Consider the following 21023-nt stretch of genomic DNA (forward strand, 5'->3'; position numbering starts at 1 on the left):
ACGGATCAGGACGCGCTCGGTGCGTCCGGGTTGTCGACGGCGTGAAGCTCGCGCTCCGCGAGGGCGCTCAGAATGCGCTCGGTCACCGCGTCGACGGCACCGAGGCCGTCAACGGTGACAACGAGCCCGCGGGCCCCGTACACGTCGATAAGCGGAGCAGTCTGCTCCGAGTAAACCTCGAGCCGGTGACGGATGACGTCGGCCGTATCGTCCGCTCGGCCCTGTTCGGCCGCGCGCTTGAGCAGACGGGCGACGACCTCGTCGGTGTCCGCTGAGATCTGGACGACGACGTCGAGTGCGGCGCCGTCGGATTCGAGCATGCGGTCGAGCTCGTGCACCTGCTCGAGCGTGCGCGGGTACCCGTCGAGAAGGAAGCCGCCTGCGGCATCCGCCTGGGCGAGACGGTCGGCGACGATCTCGTTCGTGAGGGAGTCGGGCACGTAGGCGCCCTTGTCCATGAAGGACTTGACCTTCAGGCCGAGTTCGGTCTTGTTCGTCACGTTGTACCGGAAGATGTCGCCGGTCGAGACGGCCGGGATTCCGAAGGCCGCGGCCAGGCGCACGGCCTGGGTGCCCTTGCCTGCGCCGGGCGGGCCGATCACGAGCAAGCGGGTCATCGGAGCAGCCCTTCGTAGTGACGCTGCTGCAGCTGGGAGTCGATCTGCTTGACGGTCTCAAGGCCGACGCCGACGATGATCAGGATGCTGGCGCCACCGAACGGGAAGTTCTGGTCGGCGCCGATCACAGAGAATGCGATCAGCGGGAGCAGGGCGATCAACCCGAGGTAGAGCGCGCCGGGCAGCGTCACCCGGGTGAGCACGAAGTCGAGGTACTCGGCCGTCGGGCGTCCCGCACGGATGCCGGGGATGAACCCGCCGTACTTCTTCATGTTGTCGGCGACCTCTTCGGGGTTGAAGGTGATCGCGACGTAGAAGTAGGTGAAGCCGACGATGAGCAGGAAGTACATCAGCATGTAGAGCGGGTGGTCGCCCTTGGTCAGGTTGTTCGTGACCCAGGACACCCACGCGGCGGGGGCCTGCCCGGCTGCGGGCTGGTTGAACTGAGCGATGAGCGCCGGCAGGTACAGCAGCGAGGATGCGAAGATCACGGGGACGACGCCGGCCATGTTGACCTTGATCGGGATGTAGGTGTTGTTGCCGCCGTAGGTTCGGCGTCCGACCATCCGCTTGGCGTACTGCACCGGGATGCGGCGTTGCGACTGTTCGACGAAAACGACGGCCGCGACGACGAGCAGTCCGACCGCGATCACGATCAGGAAGGTGTCGAGGCCCTTCTGGTTCAGGATCGAGCCGAGGGAGTTCGGGAAGCGTGCCGCGATGGACGTGAAGATGAGGAGTGACATGCCGTTGCCGATGCCGCGCTCGGTGATGAGCTCACCCATCCACATGATGACGCCGGTGCCTGCGGTCATGGTGATGACCATGAGCATGATGGCGTACCAGGCGTCGTTGGTGATGAGCTGCGAGCACTCGGAGCTGGACGAGGTGCCGAACAGTGCGCCGCTGCGGGCGACCGTGATGAGCGTCGTCGACTGGAGGATGCCGAGGGCGATCGTGAGATAGCGCGTGTACTGGGTGAGCGTGCTCTGCCCGGACGCGCCCTCTTTGTAGAGGGTCTCGAAGTGTGGGATGACCACGCGCAGCAGCTGCACGATGATCGAGGCCGTGATGTACGGCATGATGCCGAGCGCGAAGACCGACAGCTGCAGCAGCGCGCCACCGCTGAACAGGTTGACGAGTTCGTACAGGCCGCTGGTGCCCTGGTTCGCCGCGAGACACGCTTGCACGTTTCCGAAGTTCACAAAGGGAGAGGGGATGAACGAGCCCAGTCGGAACAGAGCCACGATACCGAGGCTGAATCCGATTTTCTTGCGAAGGTCGGGCGTGCGGAAGATCCGCGCTATGGCGCTGAACAAAAGGCCTCCAGTTACTAACGTGAAACGAGCCTGCCGGGGCCGCTATCGAATGAACGATGGCGACGCCCGACAAGCTCGATCAGCGTCTACGGACTTACTTGATTGAGCCACCCGCGGCGACGATCTTCTGCTCAGCTGAGCTGGAGACCTTGTCGACCGCAATGTTCAGCTTAACGGCAATTTCACCGTTACCGAGCACCTTGACTTTTTCGTTGTCGCGAACGGCGCCCTTGGCGACCAGGTCGGCGATGGTGACATCGCCACCGTTCGGGTAGAGCTCGGCAAGACGGTCGAGGTTGACGACCTGGTACTCGACGCGGAACGGGTTCTTGAACCCGCGCAGCTTCGGGGTGCGCATGTGCAGAGGCATCTGCCCACCCTCGAAGCCGATGCGCACGTTGTAGCGTGCCTTGGTGCCCTTGGTGCCACGACCCGCGGTCTTACCCTTGGATCCTTCACCGCGGCCGACGCGCATACGGTCCTTCTTCGAACCGGGAGCGGGGCGAAGGTGGTGGACCTTCAGCACCTGCTCGCGCTTCTCAGCGGGTGCAGTCTTCGCGGCGGCAGCCTTGGGGGCAGCCTTCTTTGCGGTGGCGGGCTTGGTTGCTGCCGTGGCGGCAGCGTCCTTCTCGTCAGCCATTAGTCAATCTCCTCGACCTTCACGAGGTGAGCAACCGTGTTGACATAGCCGCGGTTCTGCGAGTTGTCCTCGCGGATCACGACGGCGCCAATGCGCTTGAGACCCAGGCTGCGAAGCGTGTCGCGCTGGTTCTGCTTCTCACTAATTTTGGACTTGATCTGTGTCACTTTGAGGCGAGCCATCAGGCACCTGCCTTTGCTGCCGCTGCTGCAGCAGCAGCCGCGGCGTCGGCGCGCAGGAAACGGGCCGGGGCCACGTCTTCGTACGCGAGGCCACGACGGGCGGCAACGGCACGCGGCTCTTCGAGCTGGTGCAGTGCCTCGACGGTGGCGTGGACGATGTTGATGGTGTTCGACGAACCGAGCGACTTGCTCAGGACGTCGTGGATGCCGGCGCATTCGAGCACGGCGCGGACGGGGCCACCGGCGATAACGCCGGTACCGGCAGCAGCGGGACGCAGCAGGACAACGCCGGCTGCGGCTTCGCCCTGGACGGGGTGCGGGATCGTCAGGCCGACGCGGGGAACGCGGAAGAAGTTCTTCTTCGCTTCCTCGACGCCCTTGGAGATAGCGGTCGGGACCTCGCGGGCCTTGCCGTATCCCACGCCGACGAGTCCGTTGCCGTCACCGACGACGACGAGGGCGGTGAAGCTGAAGCGACGACCACCCTTCACCACCTTGGAAACGCGGTTGATGGTGACAACGCGCTCCAGGAACTGGCTCTTGTCGGCGTCGCGGCTGCCGCGATCCTTGTTCGGGTTGCGCTCACGGCCACCACGACGAGCCTCACGAGGCTCGTTCTGTGCCGGAGCGGTTGACGCAGCGGTTTCCACGGGTGCCTCAGCGGCCACCACGGTCTCCTTGGCTGCTGTGTTACTGGTTTCAGCGGTCACAGGTTCAATCCACCCTCTCGAGCTCCCTCGGCGATGGCAGCGACGCGTCCCGCGTACTTGCTGCCGCCACGGTCAAATACGACGGCGTCGATACCGGCGGCCTTCGCGCGCTCGGCGACGAGTTCACCGACCTTACGGGCCTTGGCGGTCTTGTCACCATCGAAGGTGCGCATGTCCGTCTCGAGCGTGGATGCCGACGCAAGGGTGAAACCCTTGCTGTCGTCGACGACCTGCACGAAGACGTGGCGAGCTGAACGGGTGACGACGAGACGGGGACGAAGCTCCGTCCCAACGACCTTTTTGCGAAGACGTGTGTGCCTGCGTCCGCGGGCAGCGGCCTTGCTCTTACCTCTAGTTCCGAGACCCATGGTTACTTACCACTCTTTCCGGCCTTGCGGCGAACAATCTCGCCGGCGTAACGCACACCCTTGCCCTTGTAGGGCTCAGGCTTGCGAATCTTACGGATGTTGGCGGCGACCTCGCCGACGGCCTGCTTGTCGATGCCACCGACCGTGAGGCGGTTGACGCCCTCGACGGTCAGGGTGATGCCGACGGGCGGCTCGATGAGGACCGGGTGCGAGAAGCCAAGGGCGAACTCGACCGCGGTGCCCTTCTGGGCGACGCGGTAACCGGTACCGACGATCTCGAGGCCCTTGGTGTAACCCACGGTCACCCCGATGATCTGGTTGGCGATCAGGGTGCGGGTCAGGCCGTGCAGCGAACGCGATGCGCGCTCGTCGTCCGGACGGGTGACGACAACGTGGCCGTCTTCAATCGACACCTGGATCGGGTTGGCGACGGTGAGCGCAAGCTCACCCTTCGGGCCCTTGACGCTGACGAGGCGGCCCTCAGTGGCAACCGTGACATCCGCGGGGATCGGGATGGGGAGTCTTCCAATACGTGACATTGTCGACTACCACACGTAGGCGAGAACTTCTCCGCCTACGCCCTTCTTCTCGGCCTGACGGTCGGTGAGCAGACCGCTGGAGGTGGACAGGATGGCAACGCCGAGGCCACCGAGAACGGTGGGGATTTCGGTCGACTTTGCGTACACGCGCAGGCCGGGCTTGGAAACCCGCTTGATGCCGACGATGGAACGCTCGCGGTTCGGACCGAACTTGAGGTTCAGCGTGAGGGTCTTTCCGACCTCTGCATCCTTGACATCCCAGGCGGAGATGTAACCCTGCGCCTTGAGGATGTCTGCGATGTGCGCTTTGAGCTTGCTGTGCGGCATCGACACTGTGTCGTGGTACGCCGAGTTAGCGTTGCGCAGTCTGGTCAGCATGTCTGCGACCGGATCTGTCATTGTCATTTGTGGTGCCTTTCTCGCCTGGTTTCGTTCATCCGTTACACGGGTGACGACCTTGGTCGTGGTGGGGCTGGACGGTTGTCCAGCCCCAGGGTTTATAAAACTAGCCGGTACTACTTGGTGTTCTCGGCCGTCTGGAAGGGGAAGCCAAGCGCCTTGAGCAGCGCACGGCCTTCTTCGTTGTTCTTGGCGGTCGTCACGATGGTGATGTCCATACCGCGAAGACGGTCGATCCGGTCCTGGTCGATCTCGTGGAACATAACCTGCTCGGTGAGACCGAAGGTGTAGTTGCCCGCACCGTCGAACTGCTTGTCCGAGAGGCCGCGGAAGTCACGGATACGGGGAAGGGCGAGGCTCAGGAGCCGGTCCAGGAACTCCCACATGCGGTCGCCGCGAAGGGTGACGTGGGTTCCAATGGGCTGTCCTTCACGCAGTTTGAACTGCGCGATCGACTTGCGGGCCTTGGTGACCTGCGGCTTCTGGCCGGTGATCTTGGTGAGGTCCGAAACGGCGCCATCCATGATCTTGCCGTCGCGAGCTGCCTCGCCGACACCCATGTTGACGACGATCTTCACGAGGTTCGGGATCTGGTGAACGTTCGTGAAACCGAGCTCGGTGGAGAGCTTGGCGGAGATCTCGTCGCGGTACTTCTGCTTGAGACGCGGCAGCGTCTTGACGGGCGCTTCGCCCGCTGCAACGATCGTGTCGGTCATCAGAGGTCCTTCCCTGACTTCTTGGCGTAACGGATGCGGACCGTCTTGGTGACGCCGTCCTTCGTTACCTCTTCGATGCGGACGCCGACGCGAGTCGGCTTCTTGGTCTCCGGGTCGACGATGGCCACGTTGGACACGTGGATCGGCGCCTCCATGGTCTCGATGCCGCCGGTCTTGGTGCCGCGCTGGGTCTGGCCGACGCGAACGTGCTTCGTGACGAAGTTGATGCCCTCGACGAGGACCCGGTTCTTCTCCACGAGCACGGCGATGACCTTGCCCTGCTTGCCACGGTCGCCGCCGCGTGCCTGGCTGCGGCCGCTGATGACCTGTACGAGGTCACCCTTTTTGAGTCTGGCCATGATTTAGATAACCTCCGGTGCCAGCGAGATGATCTTCATGAACTTCTTGTCGCGAAGCTCGCGACCGACCGGTCCGAAGATTCGGGTGCCCCGGGGGTCACCGTCGTTCTTCAAAATCACTGCGGCGTTCTCATCGAACTTGATGTACGAACCGTCTGGACGACGGGTCATCTTCTTGACGCGAACGACGACGGCCTTGACGACGTCGCCCTTCTTGACGTTTCCGCCCGGGATCGCGTCCTTGACGGTGGCGACGATGGTGTCGCCGAGGCCTGCGTAACGACGACCGGAGCCACCGAGGACGCGGATGGTCAACAGTTCCTTGGCACCCGTGTTGTCGGCAACCTTGAGTCGTGATTCTTGCTGAAGCACTTTTTATACCCTTCTATCAAGTAAGCGCGAGGCTTACTTGGCCTTCTCGAGGATCTCGACCAGGCGGAAGCGCTTGGTGGCGCTCAGCGGACGGGTCTCACTGATCAGGACCAGGTCGCCGACGCCGGCGATGTTCGCCTCGTCGTGGACCTTCAGCTTGGACGTACGGCGGATGACCTTGCCGTACAACGGGTGCTTCACGCGGTCTTCGACCTCGACAACGATGGTCTTGTCCATCTTGTCGCTGGTCACGTAGCCGCGCAGCGTCTTCCGGTAGCCGCGAACGAGAGCTTCTGCCTCGGCTGCGACGACCGTTTCGTCAGTCTTCGCCATGACTAGGCCTCCTTCGTTTCGACGGCCTCGGCGACAGCATCCGTTTCGGATTCTGCAGCCTTAGGGGCCTTCTTGGGCTTCTTCTCTGCCTTGTCGGCCTTGACGGCCGCTTCGACCGGTGCGGGCGTCGGGCGAATGCCCAACTCGCGCTCACGGAGAACCGTGTAGATACGAGCGATGTCGCGCTTGACCGCGCGGAGGCGGCCGTGGCTTTCGAGCTGGCCGGTGGCCGACTGGAAGCGCAGGTTGAACAGCTCTTCCTTGGCCTTCTTCAGCTCGTCGAACAGTCGTTCGTTTTCAAAAGTGTCGAGCTCGACTGAGGCGAGCTCCTTGGATCCGATCGCCATTATGCGTCGCCCTCCTCGCGCTTGATGATGCGTGCCTTCAAAGGCAGTTTGTGAATGGCGCGGGTGAGCGCTTCCTTGGCGACGATGTCAGTGACACCGCCGATTTCGAAGAGCACACGACCCGGCTTCACGTTGGCGACCCACCACTCCACAGAACCCTTACCGGAACCCATGCGGGTTTCGGCCGGCTTCTTGGTGAGCGGGCGGTCAGGATAGATGTTGATCCAGACCTTGCCGCCGCGCTTCATGTGACGGGTGATCGCGATACGAGCGGACTCGATCTGACGGTTGGTCACATACGCGGGGGTGATGGCCTGGATGCCGTACTCGCCGAACGACAGCTCGGTGCCACCGGTTGCGTGGCCGGTACGGCCCGGGTGGTGCTGCTTACGGTGCTTGACTCTGCGTGGAATCAACATGGTTATGCCTCAACTCCTGCTGCAACCGGCGCCGCGGCCTCTGCGCGGGGCGCACGGCGGGGTCGGTCGTCACGACGCTCGGGGCGGGACGACTTAGCGTTGGCCTGCTCGCGGGCGAGTTCCTTGTTGGTGATGTCGCCCTTGTAGATCCAGACCTTCACGCCGATGCGGCCAAAGGTGGTCTTGGCTTCGTAGAAGCCGTAGTCGATGTTCGCACGCAGGGTGTGCAGCGGCACGCGTCCCTCGCGGTAGAACTCCGAGCGGCTCATCTCAGCGCCGCCGAGACGACCGGACACCTGGATGCGAACACCCTTGGCGCCGGCGCGCTGGGCACCCTGCAGGCCCTTACGCATCGCGCGGCGGAAAGCCACACGAGCGGAGAGCTGCTCTGCGATGCCCTGGGCAACGAGCTGGGCGTCAACTTCGGGGTTCTTAACCTCGAGGATGTTGAGCTGGATCTGCTTGCTCGTGAGCTTCTCGAGGTCGGAGCGGATCCGCTCGGCCTCGGCGCCACGACGACCGATCACAATGCCCGGACGGGCGGTGTGAATGTCGACGCGGACGCGGTCACGGGTGCGCTCGATCTCGATGCGCGAAACTCCCGCGCGGTCGAGGGTCGTGCTCAGCAGGCGGCGGATCTTGACGTCTTCAGCGACGAAGTCGCTGTAACGCTGTCCCGGCTTCGTGCTGTCAGAGAACCAACGCGACACGTGGTCGGTCGTGATTCCCAGACGGAAGCCATACGGGTTTACTTTCTGACCCATTACTTCGTACCCTCCTCAGGAGTGGCGAGCACAACAGTGATGTGGCTCGTACGCTTCTTGATCTGGAATGCGCGACCCTGTGCGCGGGCCTGGAAACGCTTGAGGGTCGTACCCTCATCAACGAATGCCTGGCTCACGAAGAGGTCCTGCTCGTCCAGGTATGTGTTCGCTGCATCGGCCTTGACTCGTGCATTCGCGATGGCCGAGGCCACCAGCTTGTACACCGGGTCGCTGGCGCCCTGCGCTGCGAACTTCAGGATTCCCAGGGCCTCATGGGCCTGCTTGCCGCGGATCAAGTTGACGACGCGACGAGCCTTCTGGGGGGTAACGCGGATGTGACGCACGCGTGCGATCGACTCCACCATTTCTTCTCCTCCTTCACGTCACCGCGTTAGCGGCGACGGCCCTTCTTGTCGTCCTTCACGTGACCACGGAAGGTGCGGGTGGGCGCAAACTCGCCGAGCTTGTGCCCGACCATGCTCTCGGTGACGAACACCGGGATGTGCTTGCGTCCGTCGTGAACCGCGATGGTGTGCCCGAGCATGTCGGGGATGATCATCGAACGGCGCGACCAGGTCTTGATTACGTTCTTGCTGCTGGCTTCATTCGCCCGGACAACCTTGCGAAGCAGGTGGTCGTCAACGAAAGGGCCTTTCTTGAGACTGCGTGGCATCGTCTACTCCTACTTACGCTTCTTGCCGACAGTACGGCGACGAACGATGAGCTTGTCGCTTTCCTTGTTCGGGTGCCGGGTACGGCCTTCTTTCTGGCCCCAGGGGCTGACGGGGTGACGTCCACCGGACGTCTTTCCCTCGCCACCACCGTGCGGGTGGTCGACCGGGTTCATGGCAACACCACGAACGGTCGGGCGAACGCCTTTCCAGCGCATCCGGCCGGCCTTGCCCCAGTTGATGTTCGACTGCTCGGCGTTGCCGACCTCGCCGATCGTGGCGCGGCAGCGGGCGTCGACGTTACGGATTTCTCCGGACGGCAGGCGCAGCTGGGCGTAGATGCCATCCTTCGCAACGAGGCGAACCGACGAACCGGCGGAGCGGGCCATCTTGGCACCGCCGCCCGGACGCAGTTCGACCGCGTGGATGATGGTACCGGTGGGGATGTTCTTCAGCGGCAGGTTGTTGCCGGGCTTGATGTCAGCACCCGAACCCGACTCGATGATGTCGCCCTGGTTCAGCTTGTTCGGGGCGATGATGTAGCGCTTGGTGCCGTCAACGAAGTGCAGGAGCGCGATGCGCGCCGTGCGGTTCGGGTCGTACTCGATGTGAGCGACCTTGGCGTTGACGCCATCTTTGTCGTTACGACGGAAGTCGATGAGACGGTACTGACGCTTGTGTCCACCACCGATGTGACGGGTGGTGATGCGACCCTGGTTGTTACGGCCACCGGTCTTGGACAGGGGGCGAAGCAGGGACTTCTCCGGGGTCGAACGGGTGATCTCTGCGAAGTCCGCAACAGATGAACCGCGACGACCAGGAGTCGTGGGCTTGAACTTACGAATAGCCATTTCTTATTCCTCTAGTCCGCGCCGCTTAGCCGACGGCCGTGAAGATGTCGATGGAACCGGACTTGAGCGTGACGATGGCACGCTTGGTGTCCTTGCGCTTGCCCTGACCGAACTTCGTGCGACGCGTCTTGCCGATGCGGTTCATGGTGTTGATCGAAGCGACCTCCACCTTGAAGATCTTTTCGATCGCGAGCTTGATTTCGGTCTTGTTCGAGCGCGGGTCCACGATGAAGGTGTACTTGCCCTCGTCGATCAGGCCGTAGCTCTTCTCAGAGACGACCGGAGCGATGATGACGTCGCGGGGATCCTTGTTGATCGGGGTAGCCATTATGCGGACACCTCTTCCTTCTTGGTCTTGCTCGCCACGAACGCGTCGAACGCGCCCAGGGTGAAGACGATGTCGTCGCTGACGAGAACGTCGTAGGCATTCAGCTGGTCCCAGGACAGCACGTGCACCGTCGGGAGGTTGCGGATGCTGCGCAGTGTCAGCTCATCGGTGCGCTCGAGGACGACCAGCACGTGCTTGCTGGAGGCGATCTGGGTGAGCAGCGTGATGGCGCCCTTGGTGCTGGGCGTCTCGGCGGTGAACAGTGCGGTAACGACGTGAAGACGGTCGCCGCGGGCGCGGTCGGAAAGCGATCCGCGCAGTGCAGCCGCGATCATTTTCTTGGGGGTGCGCTGTTCGTAGTTGCGGGGCGTCGGTCCGTGGACGATGCCACCGCCGGTCATCTGGGGCGCGCGGATCGAGCCCTGACGAGCGCGACCGGTTCCCTTCTGCTTGAAGGGCTTGCGACCGGCACCGGAAACTTCTCCGCGGCGCTTGGTCTTGTGCGTGCCCTGGCGTGCGGCAGCGAGCTGCGCGACAACGACCTGGTGGATCAGGGGGATGTTCGTCTGGACGTCGAAGATTTCGGCGGGCAGTTCAACGGAACCGGACTTTGCGCCGGTTGCATCGATGAGATCGAGCGTGGTGGCCATGCGGTTACGCTCCCTTCACGGCAGTGCGGACGAATACGAGGCGGCCCTTGGCGCCGGGAACGGCACCCTTGACCAGCAGGAGGCCCTTCTCGGCATCGATCGCGTGAACCTTGAGGTTCAGCACGGTGACGCGCTCGCCACCCATACGACCGGCCATGCGCATGCCCTTGAAGACACGGCTCGGGGTCGAGGAAGCACCGATAGAACCGGGCTTGCGGTGGTTACGGTGCGAACCGTGAGAAGAGGAGACACCTTTGAAGTTGTGACGCTTCATAACACCGGCGAAACCCTTACCCTTGCTCGTGCCCATGACGTCGACCTTGGAGCCGGCAACGAAGACACCGTCAACGGTGAGTTCCTGTCCCAGGGTGTAGTCAGCGGCATCCGCGGTGCGGAGCTCGGTGAGGTGACGGCGAGGCGTGACGCCCGCCTTTTCGAAGTGTCCGGCGGAAGGCTTGTTGACCTTGCGCGGGTCGATGGCGCCTGCAGCGATCTGGACGCCGGCGTAGCCGTCGATTTCCTTGCTGCGGATCTGGGTGACAACGTTCGGCGAGATCTCGATGACGGTGACGGGAACGAGCTTGTTGTTCTCGTCCCAGACCTGGGTCATGCCGAGCTTCTTGCCGAGGAGACCCTTGGTGGTCTTGGTATCGGAGTAAGACATCGCGGGCCCTAGAGCTTGATCTCGATGTTGACGTCCGCCGGGAGGTCGAGACGCATGAGCGAGTCGACGGCCTTCGGGGTGGGGTCAATGATGTCGATCAGACGCTTATGGGTGCGCATTTCAAAGTGCTCCCGGCTGTCCTTGTACTTGTGAGGGGAACGGATGACACACACCACGTTCTTCTCGGTCGGAAGCGGCACGGGGCCGACGACTGTCGCGCCCGCACGGGTCACGGTGTCGACGATCTTGCGCGCCGAGATGTCAATGACCTCGTGGTCATAAGACTTAAGCCGAATGCGGATTTTCTGTCCCGCCATGTCGAACTCTCTTTCTTGTCAAGGCTTCGTACATCCCGAAGGCTGCATTGGACGCCGTAGTAGCACTGCTGCTGTCGCACCACTGTTCATCTGTCAATTTCGATTCCTCGTCTCGCAGCCTTCCAGCCGCACGACTTTGAACCGAGCCAACCGCTTCTCCATACCGGGGCATGGGGGAAGGCATGGATTTCCCATGCTTTCCCGGCTGTTGGTTTAAGCTCTGTTCTGCTACCCGCGGCCTAACCGTGCGTCCTGTGGACACCGGCTATGCACTGCCTGGCAGTGATCCCGACACCGCGTGCAGCGCGGCAGTCGAAAGTGTTGAACTAGAAGAGTCTGCCACAGGGGTAGGTCTTTGTGCAACCCGGGCGTGTCGCGCTCGGCGTGTCGCCCCCTTTCGCGCCCTTTTGCCCCGTTTCCGGCGCTTCCCCGCCCATTTCGCATCCGTTTCCTGCTGCCGAGGCCCCGGTCTCAACCCGCCACCGGCATCCACTCGCCTATGCGCTCCAGTTGCGCCGCTTCGCGCCCGGCATGCCTGGTGCGAAGCGGCGCAACTGGAGCGCGACTTGGAGGAACTGGCGCGAAGCGGCTCAAATGGCGCGCGACAAGTGGCGCACGATGCAGGGAGACTCGGGGATACGGGACGCGAATGCGGGACTCGTGTCAACGAACGAAGAGACGCGGGCGCCCGATCGGAAGACCAAGGGGGACGAGGCGGGCGCGCAAGCGCTTCTGGCTTCGGCCGGTCGCGGAATCCCAGCGCGTGAACCCGTTGACCTGACGTCGGATGCCATCTTCGCGGAGCTTCTCGTCGTAGACGACCTGCTCGAGGCTGCGGCCTCCGCGCAGGACCTCGTCGAAGTATTTGCTCCGGCCATCCGCCTCACCCACGCCGCGCTGGGCCAGCCAGAAGAAATCGCTGAAGAACTCCCGATCGTCGACGATGAACCGCTGCTGCAGGATCGGTTCCGGGAAACCGATCAGGGCGATGGTGACGCGGCTATCGGTTTCGTTGACCGAGCCGGAGAGCGACGTTGCGAAGTCAATGACCGCCCGGGCCCTGACGGACCCCCGGAACGGCAGCATCCGCTCCCATTCCTCCAGCAGTTCGGCGCGGGTGGTGAGCGGGGGAACCCTGTTCCAGGGATCAATCGCGAGTGCACGGTCGGCGGCGGCCATCGCTCCCCGCAGGTCGAGGGTCGCCGCGAGGTCGATCACGGTGCGGGCAACGGTCGTGACCAACAGGCCGTCCTTCCTGGTGATGGAGCGGGGATCGAGCCCGAGGGCGTGCTTGACGATGCCCGGCTTGGAACGACCGCCACCTGTGCGCTCGATGGTGAAGTGCACCTCGTCCGGCCAGCGGACGCGGCTCGGCAGGCCCCAGAGGACGGCCGCCGACTGGTGGGAGAGCACGAGCTCGGTTTGCCGCAGCGTGGCCGCTCCCCTGACCCGGAGGGAGTACCGCCGATCGTCATCGAGGTCGAACCATCGAGTCGCGGTGATGTACTGGCCGCGGCCGATGCGGTGCAGGGTTCCCGCTTCCGCACGGCGACGTAGTCGAAGGTCCGCTTTGAAGGCACGCTGCAGCTGAGCCGAGTACAGGATCTCGTCGTTGTCGTCCCCGGTGATGGTTTCAAGCTGGTCGTCGGAGGGGACTCCGCCCTCTGTGTGCTGGGTCATGCGCTGACTCTGCGCCGCCTGGCTCAGGGACGCATGCACTGCCAGGCATCAGTGGAGAATGTCACGTTCGGCAGGACTGTGCAGGGGCCGACCTTGTCTGGCGGCCCGACGCATCCCCCTGGTGCACCCGGCCGCGCTGCTCGCAGCCCGCCGCCCGCAGAAACCACGCGCGCCAATTGCGCCGCTTCGCGCCAGGCACACCAGGCGCGAAGCGGCGGAACCGGCGCGCGAACCGGGCGAACCGGCGCGAAGCGGCGGAAGTGGGGCGTAACGCGCACGTCACCGGGCGACGGCGGCGAGCCTCGGCGGGTACTCGCCGGGAGAGCGCTAGTCGGTGCCGAGGTGGGTGTCGGCGGCGTCGCGGGCCTGCTCGATCTGGTCCTCGAACTTGTTGCCGGTGACCTTGTTGACCGCATCGGCGGTGCCGTCGAGCAGCTTGTCGCTGATGTCCTCGGCCTGCTCGCTGTGCAGGGCGTCGGTGACCTTGCTGTCGCCCAGGAACTCCTGGGCCTTCTTGGTGATGTCGTCCAGTCCCATCATCTACTCCAGTCCGGCCGCTCCAGTGCGACCGCGACCCACGATAGAACCGGGGCCCGCCCGCGACAAGGGTCGCCGGGCACGCAAAAACGGGCCGGCCCCGAAGGACCGACCCGTTTCAGTGGTGCAGGTGGTGAAGAACTACTTGATGATCTTCGTCACGGTTCCGGCGCCGACGGTGCGGCCACCTTCACGGATAGCGAAGCCGAGTCCATCTTCCAGGGCGATCGGCTGGATCAGCGCGACAGTCAGGTCGGTGGTGTCGCCGGGCATGACCATCTCGGTGCCCTCGGGCAGCGTGATGACGCCGGTGACGTCGGTGGTACGGAAGTAGAACTGCGGACGGTAGTTCGCGTAGAACGGGTTGTGACGGCCGCCCTCTTCCTTTGACAGGATGTACGCGGTGCCCTCGAAGTCGGTGTGCGGCGTGACCGAACCCGGCTTGACGACGACCTGGCCGCGCTCGACGTCTTCGCGCTTGGTGCCACGAAGAAGAAGACCACAGTTCTCGCCGGCCCATGCCTCGTCAAGCTGCTTGTGGAACATCTCGATACCAGTGACCGTGGTCTTGATCGTCGGGCGGATGCCGACAACCTCGACCTCGGAGTTGATCTTGAGGGTTCCACGCTCGGCGCGGCCGGTGACGACCGTTCCACGACCGGTGATCGTGAAGACGTCCTCGATCGGCATGAGGAAGGGCTTGTCCTTGTCGCGGACGGGCTCCGGGAAGTAGTCGTCAACGGCCTGCATGAGCTCCAGGATGTTGCCGACCCACTTCGGGTCGCCTTCCAGCGCCTTGAGCGCCGACACGCGGACAACAGGAGCGTTGTCGCCGTCGAAGCCCTGGGCGGTGAGGAGTTCGCGAACCTCGAGCTCGACGAGCTCAAGGATCTCTTCGTCGTCGACCATGTCGGCCTTGTTCAGCGCGACGAGCAGGGACGGCACGCCGACCTGCTTGGCGAGAAGAACGTGCTCGCGGGTCTGAGCCATCGGGCCGTCAGTTGCGGCGACAACGAGAATCGCGCCGTCCATCTGTGCGGCACCGGTGATCATGTTCTTGATGTAGTCAGCGTGGCCCGGTGCGTCGACGTGCGCATAGTGACGCTTTTCGGTCTCGTACTCAACATGGGAGATGTTGATCGTGATGCCGCGCTGGCGTTCTTCCGGAGCCGAGTCGATCGACGCGAAGTCGCGCTGAACGTTGGTCTTGGAAGGGAACGTGTCGGCAAGGACCTTGGAGATCGCTGCAGTCAGCGTGGTCTTTCCGTGGTCAACGTGACCGATCGTTCCGATGTTTACGTGCGGCTTAGTCCGCTCGAACTTGGCCTTGGCCACTGTGGGTCCTCCTCAGGACTCTCGGCTTCACCGCCCGCTGGTTTGCGGCCGGAGAAACTGCTGGATTTGTGTACTTATGTTACTCGGGCCGGGAGGCCGAAGCGATTTCGGCCCGAAGGCCCGGAAAGGCCCGAGGGCCCCAGGCTATTCGCCCTTGTTCTTCTGGATGATCTCTTCGGCAACAGCCTTGGGGACCTCGGCGTAGCTCTCGAAGGTCATCGAGTACACGGCGCGCCCGGAGGTCTTGGACCTCAGGTCGCCGATGTAACCGAACATCTCCGACAACGGAACGAAGGCACGAATGACCTTGACGCCGCTCGCGTCCTCCATGGTCTGAATCTGACCACGGCGGGAGTTGAGGTCGCCGATGACGTCGCCCATGTATTCCTCGGGCGTACGAACTTCGACGCTCATGAGCGGCTCGAGAAGAACAGGGTTCGCCTTGCGGACGGCTTCCTTGAAGCCCATCGAACCGGCGATCTTGAACGCCATCTCCGAGGAGTCGACGTCGTGCGCGGCACCGTCGAGCAGGCTGGCGCGAACGCCGACCATCGGGTAGCCGGCCAGAACGCCGACGTGCATGGCGTCCTGGATGCCCGCGTCGACCGAGGGGATGTATTCCCTGGGGATGCGGCCACCGGTGACCTTGTTCAGGAACTCGTAGCCCTTTTCGGCAGTGATTTCAAGCGGCTCGATCGCGATCTGAATCTTCGCGAACTGGCCGGATCCACCGGTCTGCTTCTTGTGGGTGTAGTCGTGACGCTCGACGGCCTTGCGGATCGTCTCGCGGTACGCGACCTGGGGCTTGCCGACGTTGGCCTCGACGTTGAACTCGCGACGCATGCGGTCGACGAGGATGTCCAGGTGAAGTTCACCCATTCCCTTGATGACCGTCTGGCCAGTTTCCTGGTTCTGCTCGGTGCGGAAGGTCGGGTCTTCTTCGGCCAGCTTCTGGATCGCGAGACCCAGCTTTTCCTGGTCCTGCTTCGTCTTCGGCTCGATCGCAACCTCGATCACCGGGTCAGGGAACGTCATCGACTCGAGTACGACCTGGTGGTTCGGGTCGCACAGGGTGTCGCCGGTGGTGGTGTCCTTGAGGCCGATGACCGCGTAGATGTGACCGGCGGTCACGAAGGCCACCGGGTTCTCCTTGTTGGCGTGCATCTGGAAGATCTTGCCGATGCGCTCCTTCTTGCCCTTGGTCGAGTTGATGACCTGGCCGCCGGAGTCGAGGTGTCCCGAGTAGACGCGGATGTAGGTGAGGCGACCGAAGAACGGGTGCACTGCAACCTTGAACGCGAGAGCCGTGAACGGCTCGGATGCGTCGGAGTGACGCATGACGACGACCTCTTCATCGCGCGCGTCGTGGGCCTCGATGGCCGGCACGTCGAGCGGGGTGGGGAGGTAGTCGATGACTGCGTCGAGCATCGGCTGGACGCCGCGGTTCTTGAACGCGGAGCCGCAGAGGACCGGGTAGATCTCGCTGTTGACCGTGAGCTTGCGGATCGCGTGCTTGATCTCGGAGACGGTGAGCTCTTCGCCGGAGAAGTACTTCTCCATGAGGTCGTCATCGGTCTCGGCGACGGTCTCGAGGAGCAGCTTGCGGTAAACCGCGGCCTGCTCGACGAGGTCGGCCGGGATGACCTCGATCTCGTAGTGGGAGCCCATCTCGACGTCACCCTTGGAGTCGCCGCGCCAGGTCAGTGCACGCATCTCGACGAGGTCGACAACACCTTCGAAGGTGTTTTCGGCGCCGATCGGCAGCTGGATGACGAGCGGCTTCGCGCCGAGGCGCTTGACGATGGTGTCGACGGTGTAGAAGAAGTCCGCGCCGAGCTTGTCCATCTTGTTGACGAAGCAAATGCGGGGGACGTCGTACTTGTCGGCCTGGCGCCAGACGGTCTCGGACTGGGGCTCAACGCCCTCCTTGCCGTCGAACACGGCAACCGCGCCGTCGAGGACGCGGAGCGAACGCTCCACCTCGACGGTGAAGTCAACGTGGCCGGGGGTGTCGATGATGTTGATCTGGTTGCCTGCCCAGAAACAGGTCGTCGCAGCTGAGGTGATCGTGATGCCACGTTCCTGCTCCTGCGCCATCCAGTCCATGGTCGAGGCGCCGTCGTGGGTCTCGCCGATCTTGTGGTTGACACCCGTGTAGTACAGGATGCGCTCAGTGACGGTGGTCTTGCCAGCGTCAATGTGCGCCATGATGCCAATATTGCGGACCTTGCTCAGGTCGGTGAGCACATCAAGTGCCACGGGTGTCCTCCGGACGTTTTTTGGGGTGATTTGGGGCGAAACAAGACAAGCCGATAAGCGAGCCGGGCGGATGTCCGCCCGGCTCGCTCACCGGGGCGCTACTACCAGCGGTAGTGTGCGAAGGCCTTGTTCGCCTCGGCCATCTTGTGCGTGTCTTCACGACGCTTGACCGCGGCACCGAGGCCGTTGGACGCGTCGAGGATCTCGTTGGTGAGGCGCTCGGTCATGGTCTTCTCGCGACGGGCCTTGGCGTAGCTGGTCAACCAGCGGAGGGCCAGGGTGTTGGCGCGGTGCGGCTTGACTTCGACCGGAACCTGGTAGGTGGAACCACCGACGCGGCGCGAACGCACCTCGAGGGTGGGGCGCACGTTGTCGAGCGCCTTCTTCAGCGTGACGACAGCATCCGCACCGTTCTTGGCAACGACGCCCTCGAGTGCATCGTAAACGATGCGCTCGGCGAGGCCCTTTTTGCCGTCGAGGAGGATTTTGTTGACGAGCTGGGAGACGATGGGGGCGCCGTATACCGGGTCAGCGATAACGGGACGCTTGGGCGCTGGGCCTTTACGAGGCATTACTTCTTCTCCATCTTGGCGCCGTAGCGGCTACGAGCCTGCTTGCGGTTCTTGACAGCCTGGGTGTCCAGTGCGCCGCGAACGATCTTGTAACGAACACCGGGGAGGTCCTTGACGCGACCGCCACGCACGAGCACCATCGAGTGCTCCTGCAGGTTGTGACCCTCGCCGGGGATGTAGGCGGTGACCTCGGTACCGTTCGACAGCTTGACGCGGGCGACCTTGCGGAGAGCCGAGTTCGGCTTCTTCGGGGTGGTGGTGTACACGCGGGTGCACACGCCGCGCTGCTGCGGGTTGGCCTTGAGGGCGGGAGCCTTGGTCTTGGTGACCTTGGGGCTGCGGCCCTTCCTGACCAACTGCTGAATGGTTGGCACTAATTACTCCTTGTTATTGCTGCACGGTGACAGCTCATTGATGGTTAGCATTCGATTCGTTCCGTTTCCGGTCCTTGTCGAGTTCATCTGGACCCGCCGGCGCACACGGAACAAGTTCCGCGCGTTTCAGTGGGTATGCCGTGGGGGCTGCTCGGTGAGCAAACCCAGCATGCGTGCCGTGTCTGGGCGCCTAAGGTGCGGCACGACGAGATCGCGATGGCATGACTCAAGCGCACGACGAAGCGCACACCCCGAAATACTAACTCCCCTCGGGTAGCCCGGTCAAATGGTGAGCCTCCGTCGAGCGGATGCGGCGAGTCGGGTGCGCTCGTGGCTCACGCGACGGGCCCCTACTGGTCCGCGCCTCAGAGACCGTGCTGCCAGAGCGGGGAGTTGAGAGTGTTGTCGAGATCGGCGAGCAGGGACTGCACCCAGGGCTCGACGAATTCGTTCACCGCGGCCCGCATCCGCTCACGATGGCGGTACAAGGCCATGCAGACCTGGCCGCCCACCTCGGCGGCGTACTCGTCGGCGAGGCGCAGTTCGGCGCGAATTGCCGCCTTCTCCTCCGTCGTGAGTGGTGCCGGTTCGGCGACAAACGCGGCCGGGGAGGCCGGGCGGGAGAGCTCGGCGAAGGTGAACAGGTAGGGCGCCTCGCGCTCAGCGGGCGGGTCGAGTTCGAGGCCGGTGTACTCGGGGTCGAGGCCGTCGGCCGGGCGATAGCTTGCCGCGGCGGCTTTGCGTTCCTCGTTCGCGCGGATCTCCCGGCTGAGCAGAGGGAGTGCGGACTCGGTGTACGCGTCGACGGCGCCGTCGATCACGGCCTTCACGCGCATGGCCAGGGCGTGCTGCACGGCGTGCGGCACATCGGTCGTGAGGCCGGCGGCGCGGATGACGGGCGAACCGAAACAGGTGCGGCACAGCCGCGTGCGGCGGGTGTGGGTGCCAGGTCGCCACTTGGGAAGCCAGCTCAGCCAGTCGTCGACCACATGGTCGACCCGTGCTTCGATGGAACCATCCATGGACGTTAAGGTTACTCGATGCCGGGCCGAATCGACCGGGCGATTTCGCCCTATTCGTCCGGCCGTTCCCACGGCCAGAGTGGCCGGCCGTTTTCGTTCATGCGTGAGGCGAGAACGAGCGAGTAGAGCAGGGTGACGACGAAGGCGAGGATGCCGGTTGTCGCCGCGAAGGGTTCGCGCAGCACCGCCGCGGCGAAGGTCAGCCCGCTGAAGAGCGGCCCGTTTCCGAGCAGGTAGAGCACCGAGCCTGCGGCGACGAACCCGAGGAACGCGGCGATGCCGGTTCCGGCCGCGTACCCGAGCGCCACCCGTTGGCGGCGCGGCGATGCCCGCAGCCCGAGCCACAGCAGGAGAGCGAAAACCAGCAGCACGGCCGCCGCCGCCATTCCGGGACCGACGAGCGGGCCGGCATCCGTCACCGGGATGACCTCGATGTCGGCGAGCAGGCTGATCATGCCGAAGGCCGCGACGAGCAGCGCCGCGTAGAGCACGGCCGCGAACACGGCGACGACGGCCGCGTATCGCTGATAGTCGCGCATCGCTCAGGCCTCACTCCCCCGCTGCGGGGGCTGCACCGCTACGGCGATTCCGCCGGCCGGCTTCGGACTGTTCGGGATTACTGCGGACGGGAGAGCTGCGGCCCTTCGGCGAGGCGGCGGTCGTAGTCCTGGCGGGCGGCGGCGTTGCGGGCCGTGACGGTGCGTCCGCGGCGGGCGATCCAGGCGCCGAACCAGATCGGCACCTCGCGGGCGACGACGGCGGCGGCGATCGCGTACGGGCTGAGCCACTGCGCGGTGATGAAGCGGACTGCTTCGGACGGGGTGAAGTTCCAGGCCTGCACGGTCAGCAGCGCCGCTCCGATGTAGGAGAAGTACACGATGACGGCCACGAGGAAGCCGAAGAGCACGTATGCCCACCAGCCGCCGCGGTTGACGATCAGCACGAACAGGGAGAACCCGATGAAGAAGAACACGGCGGGCACGTAGAAGACCGGAAGCACGATGAAGTCGGTGAACTTCGCGGCGGCGTCGGCGACCGAGCCGCTGCCGGCCCCGGCGATGCCGAAGGCGACGAGCGCGTAGACGATGGAGTACACAACTGTCGCGAGAAGCACGAGCAGCACGCCGGCACCCCGGTTGCCCTTGTCGACCGGCGGGGCCGGGGCCTGGATGTAGATGGGGCCCGCGGGCGCCTGCACGGGAACCGCGGGCGTGTAGCCGGGGGTGTAGTCGGTGACGGGAGCATGCTCCGCTGCCGTCTGGTCCTGCGTGGCGACCTGGGCGTCCTCATGTGCGGCCTCGGCCGAGACGGCCGTGGGGGTCTCGTAGGAGATCGGCTCGCCGACCGGCTCGGGGACGACGACAGGGGCGACGGGGGCGGATGCTGCGGGCTCGGCGAGCGGGGCCGGTACCGACTCGTCAGCGGGCACTGCGGCGGCGTGCGCCGACTCGCTCGGAGCCGGCTGGTCGGTCGGGTCCGTCTCGGACCGCGCGTACGCGGCCGTCGGGGCATCCGTCTCGGGGGTCGTGTTGCGCTCGTCTGATGTCGGGTCGCTCATGCTGCACTCCTCGCGGGCCGGGTGGCCGTAGCTCTCTGCAGCAACCATAACAACATGCCCGGCCCCCGATCGGGAGCCTCGCGGCGCGATTCGCGATTCGGCAGGGCGGCCTGTGTAAGGC

At 64.2% G+C, this 21023-nt stretch carries 31 protein-coding genes; all 31 read right to left on the reverse strand.

What is annotated here, in order from left to right; genetic code table 11:
* Positions 1-5 precede the first annotated feature (5 nt).
* On the reverse strand, positions 6-617 hold the full coding sequence (locus QN350_RS07110; protein WP_281535900.1) for an adenylate kinase: 612 nt from the start codon (positions 615-617) through the stop codon (positions 6-8).
* Positions 614-1936, reverse strand: coding sequence for a preprotein translocase subunit SecY (secY, locus tag QN350_RS07115; protein ID WP_322138013.1), 1323 nt, complete (start codon positions 1934-1936; stop codon positions 614-616). The genes QN350_RS07110 and secY overlap by 4 nt, the downstream gene beginning before the upstream one ends.
* A gap of 94 nt (positions 1937-2030) precedes the next feature.
* The gene (gene rplO, locus QN350_RS07120) at positions 2031-2576 is read right to left on the reverse strand and encodes a 50S ribosomal protein L15 (RefSeq protein ID WP_281535901.1); all 546 of its coding nucleotides are present in this window, start codon (positions 2574-2576) and stop codon (positions 2031-2033) included.
* Positions 2576-2758, reverse strand: coding sequence for a 50S ribosomal protein L30 (rpmD, locus tag QN350_RS07125; protein ID WP_174774564.1), 183 nt, complete (start codon positions 2756-2758; stop codon positions 2576-2578). Before rpmD ends, rplO begins: the two co-directional genes overlap by 1 nt.
* On the reverse strand, positions 2758-3429 hold the full coding sequence (rpsE, locus tag QN350_RS07130) for a 30S ribosomal protein S5 (protein WP_104101028.1): 672 nt from the start codon (positions 3427-3429) through the stop codon (positions 2758-2760). The genes rpmD and rpsE overlap by 1 nt, the downstream gene beginning before the upstream one ends.
* A gap of 35 nt (positions 3430-3464) precedes the next feature.
* Positions 3465-3836, reverse strand: coding sequence for a 50S ribosomal protein L18 (gene rplR, locus QN350_RS07135; RefSeq protein ID WP_134449898.1), 372 nt, complete (start codon positions 3834-3836; stop codon positions 3465-3467).
* Positions 3837-3838: 2 nt separating this feature from the next.
* Positions 3839-4375: a 50S ribosomal protein L6 gene (gene rplF, locus QN350_RS07140; RefSeq protein WP_134449897.1), complete on the reverse strand. Its 537-nt coding sequence runs from the start codon at positions 4373-4375 to the stop codon at positions 3839-3841.
* A 6-nt stretch (positions 4376-4381) separates the two neighbouring features.
* On the reverse strand, positions 4382-4780 hold the full coding sequence (rpsH, locus tag QN350_RS07145; RefSeq protein ID WP_066597609.1) for a 30S ribosomal protein S8: 399 nt from the start codon (positions 4778-4780) through the stop codon (positions 4382-4384).
* A 110-nt stretch (positions 4781-4890) separates the two neighbouring features.
* Positions 4891-5490, reverse strand: a complete 600-nt coding sequence (gene rplE, locus QN350_RS07150) for a 50S ribosomal protein L5 (protein WP_134449896.1) — start codon at positions 5488-5490, stop codon at positions 4891-4893.
* Entirely contained in the window at positions 5490-5849 is a 360-nt protein-coding gene (gene rplX / locus QN350_RS07155; protein ID WP_281535902.1) for a 50S ribosomal protein L24, read from the reverse strand. Before rplX ends, rplE begins: the two co-directional genes overlap by 1 nt.
* Positions 5850-5852: 3 nt before the next feature.
* Positions 5853-6221, reverse strand: a complete 369-nt coding sequence (gene rplN, locus QN350_RS07160) for a 50S ribosomal protein L14 (RefSeq protein ID WP_134449894.1) — start codon at positions 6219-6221, stop codon at positions 5853-5855.
* Between the two features lie 33 nt (positions 6222-6254).
* Positions 6255-6554: a 30S ribosomal protein S17 gene (rpsQ, locus tag QN350_RS07165; protein WP_134449893.1), complete on the reverse strand. Its 300-nt coding sequence runs from the start codon at positions 6552-6554 to the stop codon at positions 6255-6257.
* A gap of 2 nt (positions 6555-6556) precedes the next feature.
* Entirely contained in the window at positions 6557-6901 is a 345-nt protein-coding gene (gene rpmC / locus QN350_RS07170; protein ID WP_134449892.1) for a 50S ribosomal protein L29, read from the reverse strand.
* A complete protein-coding gene (rplP, locus tag QN350_RS07175; RefSeq protein ID WP_134449891.1) occupies positions 6901-7320 on the reverse strand; it encodes a 50S ribosomal protein L16 in 420 nt (139 codons plus the stop codon). The genes rpmC and rplP overlap by 1 nt, the downstream gene beginning before the upstream one ends.
* Before the next feature lie 2 nt (positions 7321-7322).
* A complete protein-coding gene (rpsC, locus tag QN350_RS07180; RefSeq protein WP_134449890.1) occupies positions 7323-8084 on the reverse strand; it encodes a 30S ribosomal protein S3 in 762 nt (253 codons plus the stop codon).
* Positions 8084-8449, reverse strand: coding sequence for a 50S ribosomal protein L22 (gene rplV, locus QN350_RS07185; RefSeq protein WP_134449889.1), 366 nt, complete (start codon positions 8447-8449; stop codon positions 8084-8086). The genes rpsC and rplV overlap by 1 nt, the downstream gene beginning before the upstream one ends.
* A 26-nt stretch (positions 8450-8475) precedes the next feature.
* Positions 8476-8757: a 30S ribosomal protein S19 gene (gene rpsS / locus QN350_RS07190; protein WP_134449888.1), complete on the reverse strand. Its 282-nt coding sequence runs from the start codon at positions 8755-8757 to the stop codon at positions 8476-8478.
* 9 nt (positions 8758-8766) lie between these two features.
* Entirely contained in the window at positions 8767-9606 is an 840-nt protein-coding gene (rplB, locus tag QN350_RS07195) for a 50S ribosomal protein L2 (protein WP_134449887.1), read from the reverse strand.
* Positions 9607-9631: 25 nt separating this feature from the next.
* Positions 9632-9934: a 50S ribosomal protein L23 gene (rplW, locus tag QN350_RS07200; RefSeq protein ID WP_104100968.1), complete on the reverse strand. Its 303-nt coding sequence runs from the start codon at positions 9932-9934 to the stop codon at positions 9632-9634.
* On the reverse strand, positions 9934-10584 hold the full coding sequence (gene rplD, locus QN350_RS07205; protein ID WP_134449886.1) for a 50S ribosomal protein L4: 651 nt from the start codon (positions 10582-10584) through the stop codon (positions 9934-9936). Before rplD ends, rplW begins: the two co-directional genes overlap by 1 nt.
* Positions 10585-10588: 4 nt before the next feature.
* On the reverse strand, positions 10589-11248 hold the full coding sequence (rplC, locus tag QN350_RS07210) for a 50S ribosomal protein L3 (RefSeq protein ID WP_134534173.1): 660 nt from the start codon (positions 11246-11248) through the stop codon (positions 10589-10591).
* Positions 11249-11256: 8 nt separating this feature from the next.
* The gene (gene rpsJ / locus QN350_RS07215) at positions 11257-11565 is read right to left on the reverse strand and encodes a 30S ribosomal protein S10 (RefSeq protein ID WP_035834607.1); all 309 of its coding nucleotides are present in this window, start codon (positions 11563-11565) and stop codon (positions 11257-11259) included.
* Between the two features lie 663 nt (positions 11566-12228).
* Positions 12229-13245 (reverse strand): hypothetical protein, encoded by a 1017-nt coding sequence (locus QN350_RS07220; protein ID WP_322138014.1) that lies wholly within the window; start codon positions 13243-13245, stop codon positions 12229-12231.
* A 327-nt stretch (positions 13246-13572) separates the two neighbouring features.
* Positions 13573-13785 (reverse strand): antitoxin, encoded by a 213-nt coding sequence (locus QN350_RS07225; RefSeq protein ID WP_322138015.1) that lies wholly within the window; start codon positions 13783-13785, stop codon positions 13573-13575.
* A 138-nt stretch (positions 13786-13923) separates the two neighbouring features.
* Positions 13924-15117: an elongation factor Tu gene (tuf, locus tag QN350_RS07230; RefSeq protein ID WP_134449883.1), complete on the reverse strand. Its 1194-nt coding sequence runs from the start codon at positions 15115-15117 to the stop codon at positions 13924-13926.
* A gap of 144 nt (positions 15118-15261) precedes the next feature.
* Complete coding sequence (gene fusA, locus QN350_RS07235) at positions 15262-17376, reverse strand: elongation factor G (protein ID WP_134449882.1); 2115 nt, start codon at positions 17374-17376, stop codon at positions 15262-15264.
* 101 nt (positions 17377-17477) lie between these two features.
* Positions 17478-17948, reverse strand: a complete 471-nt coding sequence (rpsG, locus tag QN350_RS07240; protein ID WP_066597688.1) for a 30S ribosomal protein S7 — start codon at positions 17946-17948, stop codon at positions 17478-17480.
* On the reverse strand, positions 17948-18322 hold the full coding sequence (gene rpsL / locus QN350_RS07245; protein ID WP_055787040.1) for a 30S ribosomal protein S12: 375 nt from the start codon (positions 18320-18322) through the stop codon (positions 17948-17950). Before rpsL ends, rpsG begins: the two co-directional genes overlap by 1 nt.
* 365 nt (positions 18323-18687) lie before the next feature.
* Positions 18688-19344, reverse strand: a complete 657-nt coding sequence (locus tag QN350_RS07250) for a spermidine/putrescine ABC transporter substrate-binding protein (protein WP_322138016.1) — start codon at positions 19342-19344, stop codon at positions 18688-18690.
* 50 nt (positions 19345-19394) lie between these two features.
* Positions 19395-19883 carry a DUF6121 family protein gene (locus QN350_RS07255; protein WP_322138017.1) on the reverse strand — a complete coding sequence of 163 codons (489 nt, stop codon included), beginning with the start codon at positions 19881-19883 and terminating at the stop codon, positions 19395-19397.
* A 77-nt stretch (positions 19884-19960) separates the two neighbouring features.
* Entirely contained in the window at positions 19961-20902 is a 942-nt protein-coding gene (locus tag QN350_RS07260; RefSeq protein WP_322138018.1) for a hypothetical protein, read from the reverse strand.
* Positions 20903-21023 lie beyond the last annotated feature (121 nt).

The organism is Cryobacterium sp. 10I5 (assembly GCF_035019865.1).
Classification (GTDB): domain Bacteria; phylum Actinomycetota; class Actinomycetes; order Actinomycetales; family Microbacteriaceae; genus Cryobacterium; species Cryobacterium breve_A.

Coding starts and splice junctions, on each gene's coding strand:
- rplB (WP_134449887.1), bottom strand. CDS start 9,606: ATGGCTATTCGTAAGTTCAAGCCCACGACTCCTGGTCGTCGCGGTTCA.
- rplE (WP_134449896.1), bottom strand. CDS start 5,490: ATGACCGACACGATCGTTGCAGCGGGCGAAGCGCCCGTCAAGACGCTG.
- rplX (WP_281535902.1), bottom strand. CDS start 5,849: ATGGCCAGACTCAAAAAGGGTGACCTCGTACAGGTCATCAGCGGCCGC.
- rplP (WP_134449891.1), bottom strand. CDS start 7,320: ATGTTGATTCCACGCAGAGTCAAGCACCGTAAGCAGCACCACCCGGGC.
- QN350_RS07255 (WP_322138017.1), bottom strand. CDS start 19,883: ATGCGCGACTATCAGCGATACGCGGCCGTCGTCGCCGTGTTCGCGGCC.
- rpsQ (WP_134449893.1), bottom strand. CDS start 6,554: ATGGCGAAGACTGACGAAACGGTCGTCGCAGCCGAGGCAGAAGCTCTC.
- rplD (WP_134449886.1), bottom strand. CDS start 10,584: ATGGCCACCACGCTCGATCTCATCGATGCAACCGGCGCAAAGTCCGGT.
- QN350_RS07225 (WP_322138015.1), bottom strand. CDS start 13,785: ATGATGGGACTGGACGACATCACCAAGAAGGCCCAGGAGTTCCTGGGC.
- rplO (WP_281535901.1), bottom strand. CDS start 2,576: ATGGCTGACGAGAAGGACGCTGCCGCCACGGCAGCAACCAAGCCCGCC.
- rplR (WP_134449898.1), bottom strand. CDS start 3,836: ATGGGTCTCGGAACTAGAGGTAAGAGCAAGGCCGCTGCCCGCGGACGC.
- rpsH (WP_066597609.1), bottom strand. CDS start 4,780: ATGACAATGACAGATCCGGTCGCAGACATGCTGACCAGACTGCGCAAC.
- rpsG (WP_066597688.1), bottom strand. CDS start 17,948: ATGCCTCGTAAAGGCCCAGCGCCCAAGCGTCCCGTTATCGCTGACCCG.
- rplW (WP_104100968.1), bottom strand. CDS start 9,934: ATGGCTACCCCGATCAACAAGGATCCCCGCGACGTCATCATCGCTCCG.
- QN350_RS07110 (WP_281535900.1), bottom strand. CDS start 617: ATGACCCGCTTGCTCGTGATCGGCCCGCCCGGCGCAGGCAAGGGCACC.
- rplF (WP_134449897.1), bottom strand. CDS start 4,375: ATGTCACGTATTGGAAGACTCCCCATCCCGATCCCCGCGGATGTCACG.
- rplV (WP_134449889.1), bottom strand. CDS start 8,449: ATGGTGGAGTCGATCGCACGCGTGCGTCACATCCGCGTTACCCCCCAG.
- rpmD (WP_174774564.1), bottom strand. CDS start 2,758: ATGGCTCGCCTCAAAGTGACACAGATCAAGTCCAAAATTAGTGAGAAG.
- rpmC (WP_134449892.1), bottom strand. CDS start 6,901: ATGGCGATCGGATCCAAGGAGCTCGCCTCAGTCGAGCTCGACACTTTT.
- QN350_RS07250 (WP_322138016.1), bottom strand. CDS start 19,344: ATGGATGGTTCCATCGAAGCACGGGTCGACCATGTGGTCGACGACTGG.
- QN350_RS07220 (WP_322138014.1), bottom strand. CDS start 13,245: ATGACCCAGCACACAGAGGGCGGAGTCCCCTCCGACGACCAGCTTGAA.
- rpsJ (WP_035834607.1), bottom strand. CDS start 11,565: ATGGCGGGACAGAAAATCCGCATTCGGCTTAAGTCTTATGACCACGAG.
- QN350_RS07260 (WP_322138018.1), bottom strand. CDS start 20,902: ATGAGCGACCCGACATCAGACGAGCGCAACACGACCCCCGAGACGGAT.
- rplC (WP_134534173.1), bottom strand. CDS start 11,248: ATGTCTTACTCCGATACCAAGACCACCAAGGGTCTCCTCGGCAAGAAG.
- rpsS (WP_134449888.1), bottom strand. CDS start 8,757: ATGCCACGCAGTCTCAAGAAAGGCCCTTTCGTTGACGACCACCTGCTT.
- rpsC (WP_134449890.1), bottom strand. CDS start 8,084: ATGGGTCAGAAAGTAAACCCGTATGGCTTCCGTCTGGGAATCACGACC.